We start from the raw sequence: 14,249 nt of genomic DNA, 5'->3' as shown, positions 1-14,249 counted from the left end.
TAGTTGGGGGATCTCCCCCTGTGAGGATAGGACGTTGCCAGGCAACAACGCAGAGGACGACCGAGCATAACGCTCGGTCGTTTTTTTGTATCGATTAGCGGTGCTCTTTATAGAGGGCATCGCTTTTCGTTTGCCTTTTTTTAAATCAATGATAAAATATAGTCAAAAGTCAAAGATGGTCAGAGGGTGGTGGAGATGAGAAATATTTCGGATGTCATTGAACAGTATTTGAAGCAAGTGTTGAAGGAAAGTCAGGCAAATGCGATCGAGATTAAACGTCAAGACATCGCGCAACGATTCGAATGTGTTCCATCCCAAATCAATTATGTCATCAACACACGTTTCACCGTCGAAAAAGGATATTTAGTAGAAAGTAAACGTGGCGGTGGCGGGTATATTCGAATCCGACGCGTCATTTTACACGAAAAACAAGACGTTCTTTCAAGTTTAATGGATGTCATTCATAATCACCCACGCCTAAATGAACAACTCGTTGAAAATGTGCTCGTTCGATTAGTGGAAGAACAAATGATGGACGAGCAAGAAGCACAGTTGATCTATCATCTCTTATCAGATGAAGCGTTAAACTTACAGGTTGATGATCGCTTTTTTATTCGACGTCAACAATTACTCGCACTGATGAAAGTACTTCGTTATCGTAATGGGGGATAAGTCGTATGTTATGCGAACGCTGTAAACAACGACCTGCTGTCAATGAAGTCGTTGTGATGGAACAAGATGTACCCGTAAAAAAACGATTATGTCGGCAATGTACGGTAGAACTCATGACGGGTTATGTACCGGTCGTGAAGCGGTGTCCGACTTGCCAGATGACACGCCAAGACTTATTGCGTGTACGAAAAGCAGGATGCGCAACATGTTATACCGTATTTCGGGATGAGTTGATCAAGATTACTCGTCAATATCAACAAGGGCACGATCATCACATTGGATCGATCCCCGACCATTTGCGCACGCCTCATGAACGGATTGAAGAACGGCTCGAAAAGTTGGCAGGGGAGTTGACCCGCGCTGTCGAACAAGAAGATTATGAACGGGCAGCACGGATTCAAAAAGAAATGAAGCAATTAGAAGGGCAGGGAGATGTATAATGGAAACTTTCCTAACACATCCACTTGGTCCAAAAATGAAAGAGCGTGCCAAACTCGATGACTTGGTCGTTTCTACGAGAATTCGACTGGCACGTAACGTCAAAGACACGGTATTCTCTCCCGTACTTTCTAAAGAAGGCGAACGACAACTTTGTGATCGTCTCGAAGGGCGTCTACGTGGGTTAAAGGGATTTGAATATCTTCATATGCGTGATTATGATGAAGTAACACGACAGGCATTGATGGAGAAACACTTGATTAGCCCGGCTGTTGCAACAAATGAAGAGAGTGCGGTCTTCTTAAGTGAAGATGAGACAATCAGCGTGTTGATTAATGAAGAAGACCATCTACGCATTCAAACGTTGCTTCCAGGATATCAAGTGAAAGAAGCGTTTGAGTTAGCGAAGCAAGTAGACGCATTATGCGCAGAATCCCTCTCTTACGCGTTTGATGAGCAATTAGGATATTTGACGACATGTCCAAGCAATATCGGAACAGGACTCAGGGCCTCGGTCATGTTACACTTGCCGGGACTCACCTTAACGGGACGGATTAGTCCGATTTTGCGAGAGCTTCGAAAGCTCGGTTATACGATTCGAGGTCGTTACGGTGAAGGGAGCGATGCTGCCGGACGCTTGTTCCAATTGTCGAATCAACGGACATTAGGAAGTCATGAATCACAATTACTTGCCGACTTCATGGAAGTGACAGAACAAGTGATTCAAGCAGAACGCCATGCGCGTGAGGAACTCGTTGCGAATCGTCAGGAGGAATTAGAAGATCGATTTTATCGGTCATACGGTATTTTAAGATATGCTAAACTACTTTCTTCTACTGAGGCGATTGAAAGATTATCTGATTTACATTTGGCGAGTGACCTAGGGATTTTATCTGATTGGAGTCCACCGAAGTTCCATGAACTCATCGTTCGACTACAATCAGGTTTTCTACAAAAGCATTTCGGGAAAACATTATCTACACAAGAACGGGATCGAGAGCGAGCAACCCTCGTTCGTCGAACGTTAGATCAAGGCTTAGTTTGATCCAACTATAAGGAGGTTTTGTCAATGATGTTTGGACGTTTTACAGAACGAGCACAGCGCGTATTAGCTTTAGCACAAGAGGAAGCAGTACGTCTTGGCCATCATAATATTGGTACAGAACATATTTTATTAGGATTGGTTCGTGAAGGAGAAGGAATCGCTGCAAAAGCGCTCTTCGCTCTCGGATTGACTTCTGAAAAAATTCAACAAGAAGTAGAATCATTAATCGGGCGCGGTTCTGAGAATGGATCAACAATTCATTACACACCACGTGCGAAAAAGGTCATTGAACTCTCGATGGATGAGGCACGAAAATTAGGACATTCATACGTTGGAACGGAACACATTCTTCTTGGATTGATTCGTGAAGGCGAAGGTGTCGCGGCACGCGTCCTCAATAACCTTGGAATCAGCTTAACGAAAGCTCGTCAACAAGTATTGCAGCTTCTCGGTAACACGGAGTCTTCTTCAAACGCCTCGCAACCAGGCGCGAGCGCTGCAACCCCAACACTTGATGGATTGGCACGCGACTTGACGCAACAAGCACGTGAGTCCCGATTAGACCCGGTCATCGGACGAGCAGGTGAGATTCAACGTGTCATTGAAGTCTTATCTCGTCGTACGAAAAACAACCCGGTTCTTATTGGGGAACCAGGTGTCGGGAAAACAGCTGTAGTTGAAGGCCTCGCCCAACAAATCATCAACAACGAAGTACCTGAAACACTTCGCAATAAACGAGTGATGGTACTCGACATGGGTACACTCGTAGCGGGGACAAAATATCGTGGCGAATTCGAAGATCGTTTGAAGAAGGTCATGGACGAAATTCGTCAGGCTGGAAATGTTATTCTCTTCATCGATGAGTTGCACACATTGATTGGTGCGGGTGGCGCAGAAGGTGCGATTGATGCGTCGAACATCCTTAAACCTTCATTGGCCCGTGGTGAGCTTCAATGTATTGGAGCGACAACGCTCGATGAGTACCGGAAATATATCGAGAAAGATGCTGCGCTTGAACGACGCTTCCAACCGATTCAGGTAAATGAGCCGACAACAGAAGAAGCTGAGCAAATTCTTTTCGGTTTACGTGATCGCTATGAGGCCCACCACCGTGTAACCATCACGGACACAGCGATTCATGAGGCAGTCGTTCTGTCTGACCGTTATATCTCAGATCGTTTCTTGCCAGATAAAGCGATTGATCTCGTTGATGAGGCAGCATCAAAAGTACGACTTCGCTCATTCACCGCGCCACCGAACTTAAAAGAATTGGAGTCGCGTCTCGAGTCGATTCGTAAAGAAAAAGACTCAGCTGTTCAAAGCCAAGAGTTTGAAAAAGCAGCATCTCTCCGTGACACGGAACAGAAGTTACGTGATGAGTTGGAAGAGCTAAAAACGGAGTGGCAGAACAAGCAAGGCAATGAAAAGCTTGAAGTGACGAAAGAAGATATCGCTCAAGTTGTCGCAAACTGGACAGGTGTACCGGTCACGAAGATTGCGGAAGAAGAGACAGACCGTCTCCTAAAACTCGAATCAATTCTTCACAACCGTGTCATCGGTCAAGACGATGCCGTGAAGTCGATCTCTCGCGCCATCCGTCGGGCTCGTGCCGGCTTGAAAGATCCAAAACGTCCAATCGGTTCATTCATCTTCCTCGGACCTACTGGAGTCGGGAAAACCGAACTCGCTCGTGCGGTTGCAGAAGCGATGTTTGGTGATGAGGACGCGATTATTCGAATTGACATGTCGGAGTACATGGAGAAACATGCGACGAGCCGTCTCGTTGGTTCGCCTCCTGGATATGTCGGTTACGAAGAAGGCGGTCAGTTAACAGAGAAAGTACGCCGGAAACCATACTCGGTCATTCTTCTCGATGAGATTGAAAAAGCGCACCCTGAAGTGTTCAATATTTTACTTCAAGTGCTTGATGATGGTCGTTTGACGGACTCGAAAGGCCGCACGGTCGACTTCCGAAACACGGTCATCATCATGACATCAAACGTCGGGGCCGCAGCGCTTCAACGTAATAAGTATGTTGGATTCACAGTCGAAGATGATGTGAAACGTGAGTATACAGAAATGAAGGATAAAGTACTCGAGGAATTGAAAAAGGCGTTCCGACCTGAGTTCTTGAACCGGATTGACGAAATCACGGTCTTCCATTCACTTCAAAAAGAGCACATTCAAGAAATCATTAAACTTATGGCAGAGACACTTAAAAAACGTCTCGCCGAACAAGGTGTTGATTTCAGCTTGACGGATGCGGCGCTCGACAAGATTGCCGAAGTCGGCTACGATCCGGAATACGGGGCTCGCCCTCTCCGTCGTGCCCTTCAACGAGAGGTGGAAGATCGCCTCTCAGAAGCAATGCTTGGCGGTACCATTGCCAAAGGTAGTAAAGTTGCGCTCGACGTACAAGATGGAGAGTTTGTCGTTCGTAACGAAGGTGTGGTTCAGTAAATCATTTAGCTCCCTCGTCGTTCATGAGGGAGCTTTTTTTAGACAGGAAGGAAACTTATGGCCAAAATTAAAACGAAATACGTCTGCCAATCGTGTGGATATGAATCAGCCAAATGGATGGGGCGCTGTCCAGGTTGTAATGAATGGAATACGCTCGTCGAGGAGTTTGTCGAGGAGAAGAAAGCGAAACGGGGTGCAGCTTTTGTGCACAGTTCATCCCGACAATTGAAGCCGGAGCGACTAGCGAACGTCGTCTCGCAAGAAGAGACGCGTGTGCACACAAATAGTCGTGAGTTTGACCGGGTGCTCGGTGGAGGGATTGTTCCGGGTTCCCTTGTCTTAGTCGGGGGTGACCCAGGAATCGGGAAGTCGACGATTCTACTACAAGTCAGTGCACATTTAGCCCACAGCGGTAAGAAAGTACTGTATATCTCAGGTGAGGAATCACTCAAACAGACGAAACTGCGGGCGGAGCGTCTCGGGTTACCGACCGAAGACTTGTTTGTGCTCGCTGAGACAGATATGTTGATGATTGAACGGGTCATCGATGAGGAACAACCAGGATTCGTCATCATCGACTCGATTCAGACGGTATATATGGATGAGATTCAATCTGCGCCAGGAAGTGTGTCGCAAGTTCGAGAATGTACGGCAGCACTCATGAAGATTGCGAAGACGCGAGGGATTGCTGTCTTCATCGTCGGTCACGTGACGAAACAAGGATCGATTGCGGGACCACGGCTACTCGAGCACATGGTTGATGCGGTACTTTACTTTGAAGGGGAGCGTCATCATACATTCCGTATTTTACGAGCAGTGAAAAACCGTTTTGGTTCAACGAACGAGATTGGAATTTTCGAGATGAAAGAGAGTGGGCTAGAAGAAGTGCTCAACCCGTCCGAAATCTTCCTAGAAGAACGAACCGCCGGTGTGTCGGGGTCTACGGTCGTCGCTTCGATGGAAGGGACAAGGACGGTACTCGTTGAACTACAGGCTCTCATCTCCCCGACATCATTCGGGAATCCGAGACGTATGGCGACGGGGATCGACCATAACCGGGTCGCGCTTCTGATGGCTGTCCTTGAGAAACGTTCAGGCTTGTTGCTTCAGACGCAAGATGCCTATTTGAAAGCAGCGGGTGGCGTCAAGTTAGATGAGCCTGCGATTGACCTCGCGATTTGTGTCTCGATTGCCTCGAGTTTCCGCGATCGCCCGACTCGTCCGACGGATGTCTGCATCGGTGAAGTCGGGTTGACCGGAGAAGTGCGACGCGTATCGCGAATTGAACAACGTGTCGCTGAAGCCGCAAAACTAGGATTCACACGTGCCATCATTCCGAAAAACAACATGGGTGGATGGACGGCACCGGCAGGAATTGAAGTGGTCGGCGTCGGAACGGTAGACGAAGCATTGCAGTTGGCGATCCCGTTTTAACGGGTCGCCAATGGCAGTTTTTAACGCTTTGTAACGAACGTGATTGAAAAAATCATGTTACAATGTAAGTGTTATTTTTTGAAATTTTATTTCATATAGAAGGAGGTGGAATGAGTGAAGATTGCAGTACGAATCGGATTTATTTTGATTGGTCTCGTCGTAGGTTGGTTTGGAATTATCGAAGCGACGCTATTATTAGGAGACTTCGGCATGAATGTGCCGGAATGGTTAACGATTCCATACGTAGCAAGTTTGATTGGTGGACTTATCTTCTTCATTCTTAGTTTATTCTTAACCGATGGTGTTGTTGCATTTATTCGTTTTGTCGAAGAACGGCTCGTCCGTTTACCGGTAGGAGATATTTTATTCGGTTCGATTGGCCTCATTATTGGGCTCTTGATTGCCTTTTTAATCAGTGTGTCGCTCGAAGTCACGAACATTTTCTTATTGAGTAAAATCGTCCCGATTTTTGTCACGGCGCTGTTTGGTTACTTCGGATTCGCGGTCGGATATCGGAAGCGTAACGAATGGATCAAGCTATTTGTGAAGAGCGAGCGGGAGAAGCCGGCGGCTGAACCGGTTCAGCGTTCAAATGATAAAATCTTAGATACGAGCGTGATTATCGATGGACGAATCGCCGATATCGCCACGACTGGATTTGTGGAAGGAACGTTGATTGTTCCGCAGTTCGTCATCGGAGAACTCCAATATATCGCGGACTCGTCGGATACATTAAAACGAAACCGTGGTCGTCGTGGGCTTGATATTTTAAAGGAACTTCAAGAGAATAAGCGAATCCAAGTTGAAATTTATGATGGGGATTTTGAAGACGTACCAGAAGTCGACATTAAACTAATCAAATTGGCAGAGCTTAAAAATGGGATTGTCGTCACGAACGACTATAACTTAAACAAAGTATGTGAAGTTCGAAATGTCCCGGTCTTGAATATTAATGACTTAGCGAATGCCGTTAAACAAATCGTCATCCCAGGCGAAGAGATGGTCGTGACGGTCATTAAAGAAGGAAAAGAGCAAAATCAAGGCGTTGCCTATCTCGAAGACGGAACGATGGTCGTCGTAGAAGGTGGACGTAAGTTGATCTCGAAGACGCTTCCTGTCGTCGTGACGAGTGTGTTACAGACGTCTGCAGGTCGCATGATTTTTGCCCGTCCTGAATAACGAACAAAAAAGAGACGCGTGAGCGCTCTCTTTTTTCACGAAGAGAGGTGTTTAGCATAGTATCTTATACAGTTGTGATCCCGGCTGCGGGAAGAGGGAAACGAATGGGGGCGGATGCGAATAAACTGATGTTGTCGCTCCGTGATAAACCAATCATCGTATGGACGCTACAAGCGTTCGATACCGATCCGTGGTGTGAACGAATCGTTCTAGCGATTCGTCCAGAGGAACGTGAATGGTTTGAAGCGATGACGACACAGGTTGAAACACCGATTACATACGTAACAGGTGGGGAAGAACGACAACAAAGTGTTTACGCAGGACTCAAGGTGGTTGCACCCGATACGATTGTGATGATTCATGATGGTGCCCGTCCATTTGTAAAGCGCGAACAGCTACATCAAGTGGCAGAAGCGGCCTTACAAGGTGGCGCCATTCTAGCGGTACCCGTCAAGGACACGGTCAAACAAGTCGAACGTCATCAAATCGAACGAACCGTGCCCCGTGAAAATTTATGGTTGGCGCAAACGCCGCAAGCCTTTCAGATCGATGCCATTTTAGCGGCTCATGAACGGGCGATCGAACAACAGATGATGGGAACGGATGATGCGAGCTTATTCGAATGGATTGGTGAGACTGTACAAGTCGTCCTTGGGGACTACCATAATATTAAGATGACAACGCCAGAAGACTTATTGTTTGGTGATGCGATTTTAGCGAAGGAGGACTTACAATGAGAATTGGTCAAGGATTTGATGTACACGCATTTGCGGAAGGACGTCCGCTAATTTTAGGAGGAATCGAGATTCCGCACGAACGTGGTCTGCTCGGTCATTCAGATGCAGACGTATTACTCCATACGATTGCCGATGCGGCACTCGGTGCGATTGCGGCAGGTGATATCGGGAAGCATTTCCCGGATACGGACCCTGAATTTAAAGATGCAGATTCGAAAGTGTTGCTTCGCCACGTGTGGCAACTTGTGAAAGACGAAGGGTATGTCCTTGGAAATGTGGATGCGACCGTCATGGCACAACGTCCGAAGTTACGTCCTTATATTGATGAGATGCGGGCGGTCATTGCCGATCTTCTCGAAGCGGACATCGAACAGGTGAACGTGAAGGCGACGACGACAGAGAAGCTTGGCTTTACGGGGCGTGAAGAAGGAATCGCGGCACAAGCGGTCATCTTACTCAACCGAGCTTGACAGAAATGGTATACTATTTGGGCAGAAGAGAAGAAAGGTGGAACTATTATGAGTGAAGTGCGTGTACGCTATGCGCCTAGTCCGACGGGGCATCTCCACATCGGGAATGCGCGGACTGCGTTGTTTAACTACTTATTTGCTCGTCATGCAGGCGGGAAATTGATTCTTCGAATTGAAGACACGGACCAAAAACGAAATGTGTTGAACGGTGTCGAGAGTCAAATGAAGTATTTGGAGTGGCTCGGAATCGATTGGGATGAAGGTCCGGGTCGTGACGGAGATTACGGTCCATATTACCAAATGGAACGTCTTTCACTTTATGAGAAATACGTCAACGAATTGATGAGCAAAGGTCTCGCTTACAAATGCTACATGACGTCAGAGGAGCTCGAAGCAGAGCGTGAAGCACAAATTGCGCGCGGCGAGGCACCACGTTATTCTGGTGCACACCGCAATCTGACTGTCGAAGAACGTGAAGCGTTTGAAGCAGAAGGTCGCAAGCCGTCGATTCGCATCCGTGTGCCGGAAGGCGTAACGTATAAGTGGACAGATGTCGTTAAAGGCGACGTCTCATTCGAATCGAAAGACTTTGGTGATTGGGTCATCGTGAAACAAGATGGCATTCCAACATACAACTTCGCGGTTGTCGTCGATGACCACTTGATGAAAATCAGCCACGTCTTGCGTGGAGACGATCACATTGCGAACACACCAAAGCAGATGATGGTATATGACGCACTTGGATGGGGATATCCTGAGTTCGGTCATATGACGCTTATTTATAACGATCAACATAAGAAACTATCAAAACGTGACGAATCGATCATTCAGTTTATCGAACAATATGCGGACCTCGGTTACTTGCCGGCAGCGCTCTTCAACTTCATTTCCCTTCTTGGCTGGTCGCCGGTTGGAGAAGAAGAAATCTTCTCAAAAGAAGAGTTTATTCAAATGTTTGATGCGAACCGTTTATCGAAGAGTCCAGCGGTATTTGACCAACAAAAACTTTCTTGGATCAACAGTGTATACATGAAGAAGGCCACGCTTGACGAAGTAGTGGCACTCAGTTTACCATTCTTACAAGAAGCAGGACGATTACCCGAGGCGGTATCTGTGGAAGAAGCAGATTGGGCAACAAACTTGATCGCATTGTATAAAGAACAAATGACGCACGGGGCAGAGATTGTCGCGTTGACAGACTTGTTCTTCAAAGATGAAATCGAGTATGACGAGGAAGCGAATGCTGTTCTTTCAGGAGAAACGGTTCCGGCTGTCCTTGCAGAGTTCAAACAACAGCTCGAAGGAATCGAAGACTTCACACCAGAAGCGATTAAAGCGGCGACGAAAGCGACGCAAAAAGCAACTGGTCAAAAAGGGAAGAACTTGTTCATGCCAATCCGTGTCGCAACGACAGGACAAACACATGGACCAGAGCTCCCGAACGCAATTTCGTTAATCGGAAAAGAGCGTGTCTTAAAGCGTCTGACAACTTTATTAGCATAAAGGCATCGATGAGGAAAGTAAGCGGTATGGCACTTTGCAGAGACTAGAACCTAGGCTGGGAGTTCTAGATGTGTCCCCCGAAGAAGTGCACCTCTGAGCCGTCTCGGCGATATGTAGTCGAGGCCGCGACTCGGCGTTAACGAGACTTGAGAGGGGAACACTTTTTCCCAAACAGAGTGGAACCGCGCTTACGGCGTCTCTGTGCCTTGGCACAGGGGCGTCTTTGTTTTTTGTATAAGAAAAGGAGATATCAATTATGGGATTTTGGAGCAGTGTACGCGAGGATTTGCGGACTGTCCTGGAACTCGATCCTGCCGCTCGTTCAAAAGTAGAGGTGGCACTGACGTATCCAGGTCTACACGCCATATGGGCACATCGTATCGCACACGGATTATGGAGACGTAACGTGAAGTTGGTGGCCAAGTTGTTAGCCCAGTTCAGTCGTTGGGTAACCGGGATTGAAATTCATCCGGGAGCAGTACTCGGTGATCGCGTGTTCATCGATCACGGTTTTGGTGTCGTCATCGGTGAGACGGCGATTATCGGGAATGATGTGACGATTTATCAAGGCGTCACACTCGGAGGAACAGGGAAAGAAAAAGGGAAGCGTCATCCGACCATCGGGAGTGACGTGCTCATCTCGGCAGGGGCGAAGGTACTCGGAAACATTACGGTTGGCGATTGCGTCAAAATCGGAGCGAGCTCTGTCGTCTTGAACGATGTGCCGTCTGATTCGACCGTAGTCGGAATTCCGGGTCGTGTCGTCATTCGAAATGGGAAGCGTGTGAAGCAACATGACCTCGATCATCGTTTCCCAGACCCAGACCGTGAGTGTCAAGAACGCTTAGAAGCGGCAGTGGATGAACTACAACAAAAATTAGAGGCGCTTGAAAAGCGGATGGAGGAGAAGACACATGATTCAGCTGTACAACAGTCTCACGAATAAAAAAGAACCGTTTGTCCCGATTGTTCCGGGGAAAGTATCGATGTATGTTTGTGGACCGACCGTCTACAACTATATTCATGTCGGGAACGCCCGTCCGGCGATTGCCTTCGATACAGTACGTCGTTATCTGACATATCGTGGGTACGAGGTGAAATACGTTTTGAACTTCACGGACGTAGACGACAAAATCATTCGCACCGCCAACGAGCTGGGGGAAGACACGGAGACGTTGACAAACCGTTACATTGAAGCTTATTTAGCTGATACGGGAGCATTGAACGTACAACCGGCAGACGTACACCCACGTGTGACGGATACAATGGAAGAAATCATCGAGTTCATTCGTCAGTTAGAGACAGAAGGGTTTGCTTATGAATCAGAAGGCGATGTATATTTCCGAACGAAGAAGTTTGAAACGTACGGGAAATTAAGTCAACAATCCATCGAAGATTTACGTGCTGGCTCGCGCGTCGATGTCGGAGAAAAGAAAGAAGACCCGCTCGATTTCGTCTTATGGAAAGCCGCTAAACCAGACGAGCCTTCATGGGATAGTCCATGGGGTAAAGGACGACCAGGCTGGCATATCGAATGCTCGGCGATGGCGAAAAAGCATCTCGGCGCAACGATTGACATTCATGCGGGCGGTCATGACTTGAAATTCCCACACCACGAGAATGAGATTGCCCAGTCAGAAGCGTGTAACCATGCGAAGTTTGCCAACTACTGGCTGCATAACGGATTCATCAACATTGAAAATGAGAAGATGTCTAAATCGCTCGGCAACTTCCTACTCGTCCACGAGGCATTGAAAGAAGTCGACCCGATGGTCCTTCGTTTCTTCATGTTGTCGGTCCATTATCGTCATCCGATCAACTACAGCCGTGAATTGATTGAACAGGCGGCAAACGGTTGGAGTCGAATCAAAGAAGCGTATCAAAATATCGAATACCGCTTGTCTGTCACAGCTGGACTTGGTGAACCGAGTGAGTCGATGGAGCGGAAACTTGAAGCAATCAAGACGTCGTTTATCGAATCGATGGATGATGATATCAATACAGCAAATGCCGTGACTGTTCTCTTTGACTTAGCACGGGAAGCGAATATTTATGCCAAGGCGGATCACGTGGCAAAAACGACACTCGAACAAGTTCTCTCGTTATTCGACGAATTGACAGGTGTGCTCGGATTGACGCTCGCTGAAGAGAAAGAATTGCTCGATGCCGAGATTGATCAATTGATTCAAGAACGAAACGACGCACGCGCGGCACGTAACTTTGCCCGCGCTGACGAGATTCGTGATTTACTGAAAGAACAAAACATCCAACTCGAAGACACGGCCCAAGGGGTTCGGTGGAAACGGTTATGATGCAACCGAAACAAATGAATGCTCTCGCGCTCGCCTATATGGGTGACGTGGTGTATGAATTGGCCGTACGAGAAAGACTGCTCGAGCAAGGGTTGACGCGCCCGAACGATTTGCATCGAGGGGCAGTCCGTTACGTGAACGCGCGGGCGCAAGCGAGCGTCGTGACCCATTGGCTTGAGACGGACGTGTTGACAGAAGAAGAGCAAGCCGTCGTCAGACGGGGTAAGAATGCGAAGTCAGGCTCGATTCCGAAGCGGGTCGACGTCCATACGTATCGTTACTCTACGGCATTTGAGGCATTGATTGGCTATATCTACTTAACAGAAAGAAGGGATCGTCTTGAAGAACTCATCAAACAAGCGTTCGAACGACTCGAAACCGAGTCGACCGAAACGACATGACGAAAAACGGGGCGCGGAAAAACGAAAGTTTGACCGTCCGCGTGGGGAACGTCCAGAACGTTCACGCCATCAGAAGGCGGAACGACCGGACTATAAGGAAGTAGACGTGATGGAGGAAGGAATCGATTTTCTTTACGGTCGAAACCCTGTACTCGAAGCACTTCGAAGCGGTCGCGACATGAACAAAGTGTTTGTTATGGAAGGGCAACAAAAAGGACCGCTCGCTCAAATCATCTCGATGGCGAATGAAGCATCCGTCCAAGTGTCATTCGTACCGAAAACAAAACTCGAGAAGATGGCTGGTAGTGAACATCACCAAGGTGTTGTAGCGGCCGTCGCGGCTTATGAGTATAAAACAATCGAGGACATGTTCGCGCTCGCCGCTTCAAAAGAGGAGACACCGCTCTTTATTTTGTTGGATGAACTCGAAGACCCGCATAACCTCGGTTCGATTTTACGGACCGCGGATGCTGTCGGGGCACATGGGATCATTATTCCGAAACGCCGTTCCGTCGGTTTGACTCAGACGGTCGCCAAAGCGTCGACGGGCGCGATTGAACATATCCCGGTTGCGCGCGTGACGAATTTGACGCGGACACTCGAAGAGTTGAAAGAAAAAGGATTATGGGTCGTTGGGACAGATGCGAAAGAGAGTCAGGATTATCGTCGATTGGATGGGAATATGCCACTTGTCGTGGTCATCGGGAGTGAAGGCAAGGGAATGAGCCGACTCGTGCGTGAATCATGCGACTTCCTCGTTCACTTACCAATGGTTGGTCATGTCACGTCACTGAATGCATCTGTTGCAGCGGCACTCCTTCTGTATGAAGTGCATCGCTCACGTCACCCGTTAGCATGAGTATCCAAAAGCGCGAGCTCCTTCTTGTCGACGGATATAACATCATCGGGGCGTGGCCGCATTTAAGAAGTTTGCGCGATATGGATTTTGACCAAGCGCGCAATTTGTTAATTGAAGCGATGGCGGAATATCAGGCCGTATCTGGGAAAGAAGTCACCATCGTCTTCGATGCCCATATGCGATACGGGCGTGAATCGAAAGAAAAACGAAGTCGTGTCGATGTCGTCTATACAAAAGAAAATGAAACGGCAGACGAATGGATCGAGCGGCGGGCGCACGAACTGGTGGATAACCGACTCGTCACATTATTCGTCGCGACGAACGACTTCACCGAGCAGTGGGTCATTTTTGGCCAAGGTGCCTTACGTGTCCCCGCGACCGAATTATTAAAAGATTGGAAACATGCCAAAACACTGATTGAGCAACGACGCCTCTCGTTAGAGAAGGAACAATCGAATCGAAAAACGATCGATATTCCTCCGCATATTCAAGAACGATTTGAAGAAATGCGACGTCGTAAATCAAAAGGTGACTGAAATCACGGACGAGTTCATGAAATGGACTCGTCTTTGTTTCGATTTTGACATTTTTTTGCAAAGGAATGTTGTATACTATTACATATATGAGTTACACAGTATTTAATTGACGGAATTTTTAGAAATTTGTTTGACGCATAGGAGTAGGGAGTCCTATAATGGGACACAACCTTACATAGTTCAGGATCAATCGCCGGGGGGTA

The 14,249-nt window shown here is 47.7% G+C and carries 14 protein-coding genes and 1 other annotated feature; all 14 genes read left to right on the top strand.

The genetic code is table 11. The features are described from left to right. Positions 1-195: 195 nt before the first annotated feature. Positions 196-672: a CtsR family transcriptional regulator gene (locus KNO91_RS14585; protein WP_214791026.1), complete on the top strand. Its 477-nt coding sequence runs from the start codon at positions 196-198 to the stop codon at positions 670-672. 5 nt (positions 673-677) lie between these two features. Further along, the gene (locus tag KNO91_RS14580; RefSeq protein ID WP_214796624.1) at positions 678-1,112 is read left to right on the top strand and encodes a UvrB/UvrC motif-containing protein; all 435 of its coding nucleotides are present in this window, start codon (positions 678-680) and stop codon (positions 1,110-1,112) included. Beyond that, positions 1,112-2,155, top strand: coding sequence for a protein arginine kinase (locus KNO91_RS14575; RefSeq protein WP_214796626.1), 1,044 nt, complete (start codon positions 1,112-1,114; stop codon positions 2,153-2,155). Before KNO91_RS14580 ends, KNO91_RS14575 begins: the two co-directional genes overlap by 1 nt. Positions 2,156-2,179: 24 nt before the next feature. Then, the gene (gene clpC, locus KNO91_RS14570; protein ID WP_214791038.1) at positions 2,180-4,615 is read left to right on the top strand and encodes an ATP-dependent Clp protease ATP-binding subunit; all 2,436 of its coding nucleotides are present in this window, start codon (positions 2,180-2,182) and stop codon (positions 4,613-4,615) included. Positions 4,616-4,672: 57 nt separating this feature from the next. After that, on the top strand, positions 4,673-6,049 hold the full coding sequence (gene radA / locus KNO91_RS14565) for a DNA repair protein RadA (protein WP_214818618.1): 1,377 nt from the start codon (positions 4,673-4,675) through the stop codon (positions 6,047-6,049). A 114-nt stretch (positions 6,050-6,163) separates the two neighbouring features. After that, the gene (locus tag KNO91_RS14560) at positions 6,164-7,228 is read left to right on the top strand and encodes a PIN/TRAM domain-containing protein (protein WP_214791040.1); all 1,065 of its coding nucleotides are present in this window, start codon (positions 6,164-6,166) and stop codon (positions 7,226-7,228) included. Between the two features lie 56 nt (positions 7,229-7,284). Then, positions 7,285-7,965: a 2-C-methyl-D-erythritol 4-phosphate cytidylyltransferase gene (ispD, locus tag KNO91_RS14555; protein WP_214796644.1), complete on the top strand. Its 681-nt coding sequence runs from the start codon at positions 7,285-7,287 to the stop codon at positions 7,963-7,965. Next, positions 7,962-8,435 carry a 2-C-methyl-D-erythritol 2,4-cyclodiphosphate synthase gene (gene ispF, locus KNO91_RS14550; RefSeq protein WP_214791050.1) on the top strand — a complete coding sequence of 158 codons (474 nt, stop codon included), beginning with the start codon at positions 7,962-7,964 and terminating at the stop codon, positions 8,433-8,435. Before ispD ends, ispF begins: the two co-directional genes overlap by 4 nt. Before the next feature lie 45 nt (positions 8,436-8,480). After that, positions 8,481-9,938 carry a glutamate--tRNA ligase gene (gltX, locus tag KNO91_RS14545; protein ID WP_214818620.1) on the top strand — a complete coding sequence of 486 codons (1,458 nt, stop codon included), beginning with the start codon at positions 8,481-8,483 and terminating at the stop codon, positions 9,936-9,938. After that, positions 9,935-10,142: a binding site (T-box leader), on the top strand. It overlaps the preceding gene by 4 nt. Before the next feature lie 52 nt (positions 10,143-10,194). Continuing rightward, positions 10,195-10,884, top strand: a complete 690-nt coding sequence (gene cysE / locus KNO91_RS14540; RefSeq protein ID WP_214796628.1) for a serine O-acetyltransferase — start codon at positions 10,195-10,197, stop codon at positions 10,882-10,884. Then, on the top strand, positions 10,853-12,250 hold the full coding sequence (gene cysS / locus KNO91_RS14535) for a cysteine--tRNA ligase (protein WP_214796630.1): 1,398 nt from the start codon (positions 10,853-10,855) through the stop codon (positions 12,248-12,250). The genes cysE and cysS overlap by 32 nt, the downstream gene beginning before the upstream one ends. Next, positions 12,247-12,651 carry a Mini-ribonuclease 3 gene (locus KNO91_RS14530; RefSeq protein ID WP_214796632.1) on the top strand — a complete coding sequence of 135 codons (405 nt, stop codon included), beginning with the start codon at positions 12,247-12,249 and terminating at the stop codon, positions 12,649-12,651. Before cysS ends, KNO91_RS14530 begins: the two co-directional genes overlap by 4 nt. Before the next feature lie 109 nt (positions 12,652-12,760). Next, complete coding sequence (gene rlmB / locus KNO91_RS14525) at positions 12,761-13,510, top strand: 23S rRNA (guanosine(2251)-2'-O)-methyltransferase RlmB (protein WP_214791111.1); 750 nt, start codon at positions 12,761-12,763, stop codon at positions 13,508-13,510. After that, on the top strand, positions 13,507-14,046 hold the full coding sequence (locus KNO91_RS14520; RefSeq protein ID WP_214818616.1) for an NYN domain-containing protein: 540 nt from the start codon (positions 13,507-13,509) through the stop codon (positions 14,044-14,046). The genes rlmB and KNO91_RS14520 overlap by 4 nt, the downstream gene beginning before the upstream one ends. Positions 14,047-14,249 lie beyond the last annotated feature (203 nt).

Origin of the sequence: Exiguobacterium sp. s59, assembly GCF_018617475.1 — a bacterium.
Lineage (GTDB): Bacteria > Bacillota > Bacilli > Exiguobacteriales > Exiguobacteriaceae > Exiguobacterium > Exiguobacterium aestuarii.
This window is presented reverse-complemented; position numbering and strand designations above follow the sequence as displayed.

Coding starts and splice junctions, on each gene's coding strand:
- KNO91_RS14585 (WP_214791026.1), top strand. CDS start 196: ATGAGAAATATTTCGGATGTCATTGAACAGTATTTGAAGCAAGTGTTG.
- KNO91_RS14580 (WP_214796624.1), top strand. CDS start 678: ATGTTATGCGAACGCTGTAAACAACGACCTGCTGTCAATGAAGTCGTT.
- KNO91_RS14575 (WP_214796626.1), top strand. CDS start 1,112: ATGGAAACTTTCCTAACACATCCACTTGGTCCAAAAATGAAAGAGCGT.
- clpC (WP_214791038.1), top strand. CDS start 2,180: ATGATGTTTGGACGTTTTACAGAACGAGCACAGCGCGTATTAGCTTTA.
- radA (WP_214818618.1), top strand. CDS start 4,673: ATGGCCAAAATTAAAACGAAATACGTCTGCCAATCGTGTGGATATGAA.
- ispF (WP_214791050.1), top strand. CDS start 7,962: ATGAGAATTGGTCAAGGATTTGATGTACACGCATTTGCGGAAGGACGT.
- cysE (WP_214796628.1), top strand. CDS start 10,195: ATGGGATTTTGGAGCAGTGTACGCGAGGATTTGCGGACTGTCCTGGAA.
- cysS (WP_214796630.1), top strand. CDS start 10,853: ATGATTCAGCTGTACAACAGTCTCACGAATAAAAAAGAACCGTTTGTC.
- KNO91_RS14530 (WP_214796632.1), top strand. CDS start 12,247: ATGATGCAACCGAAACAAATGAATGCTCTCGCGCTCGCCTATATGGGT.
- rlmB (WP_214791111.1), top strand. CDS start 12,761: ATGGAGGAAGGAATCGATTTTCTTTACGGTCGAAACCCTGTACTCGAA.
- KNO91_RS14520 (WP_214818616.1), top strand. CDS start 13,507: ATGAGTATCCAAAAGCGCGAGCTCCTTCTTGTCGACGGATATAACATC.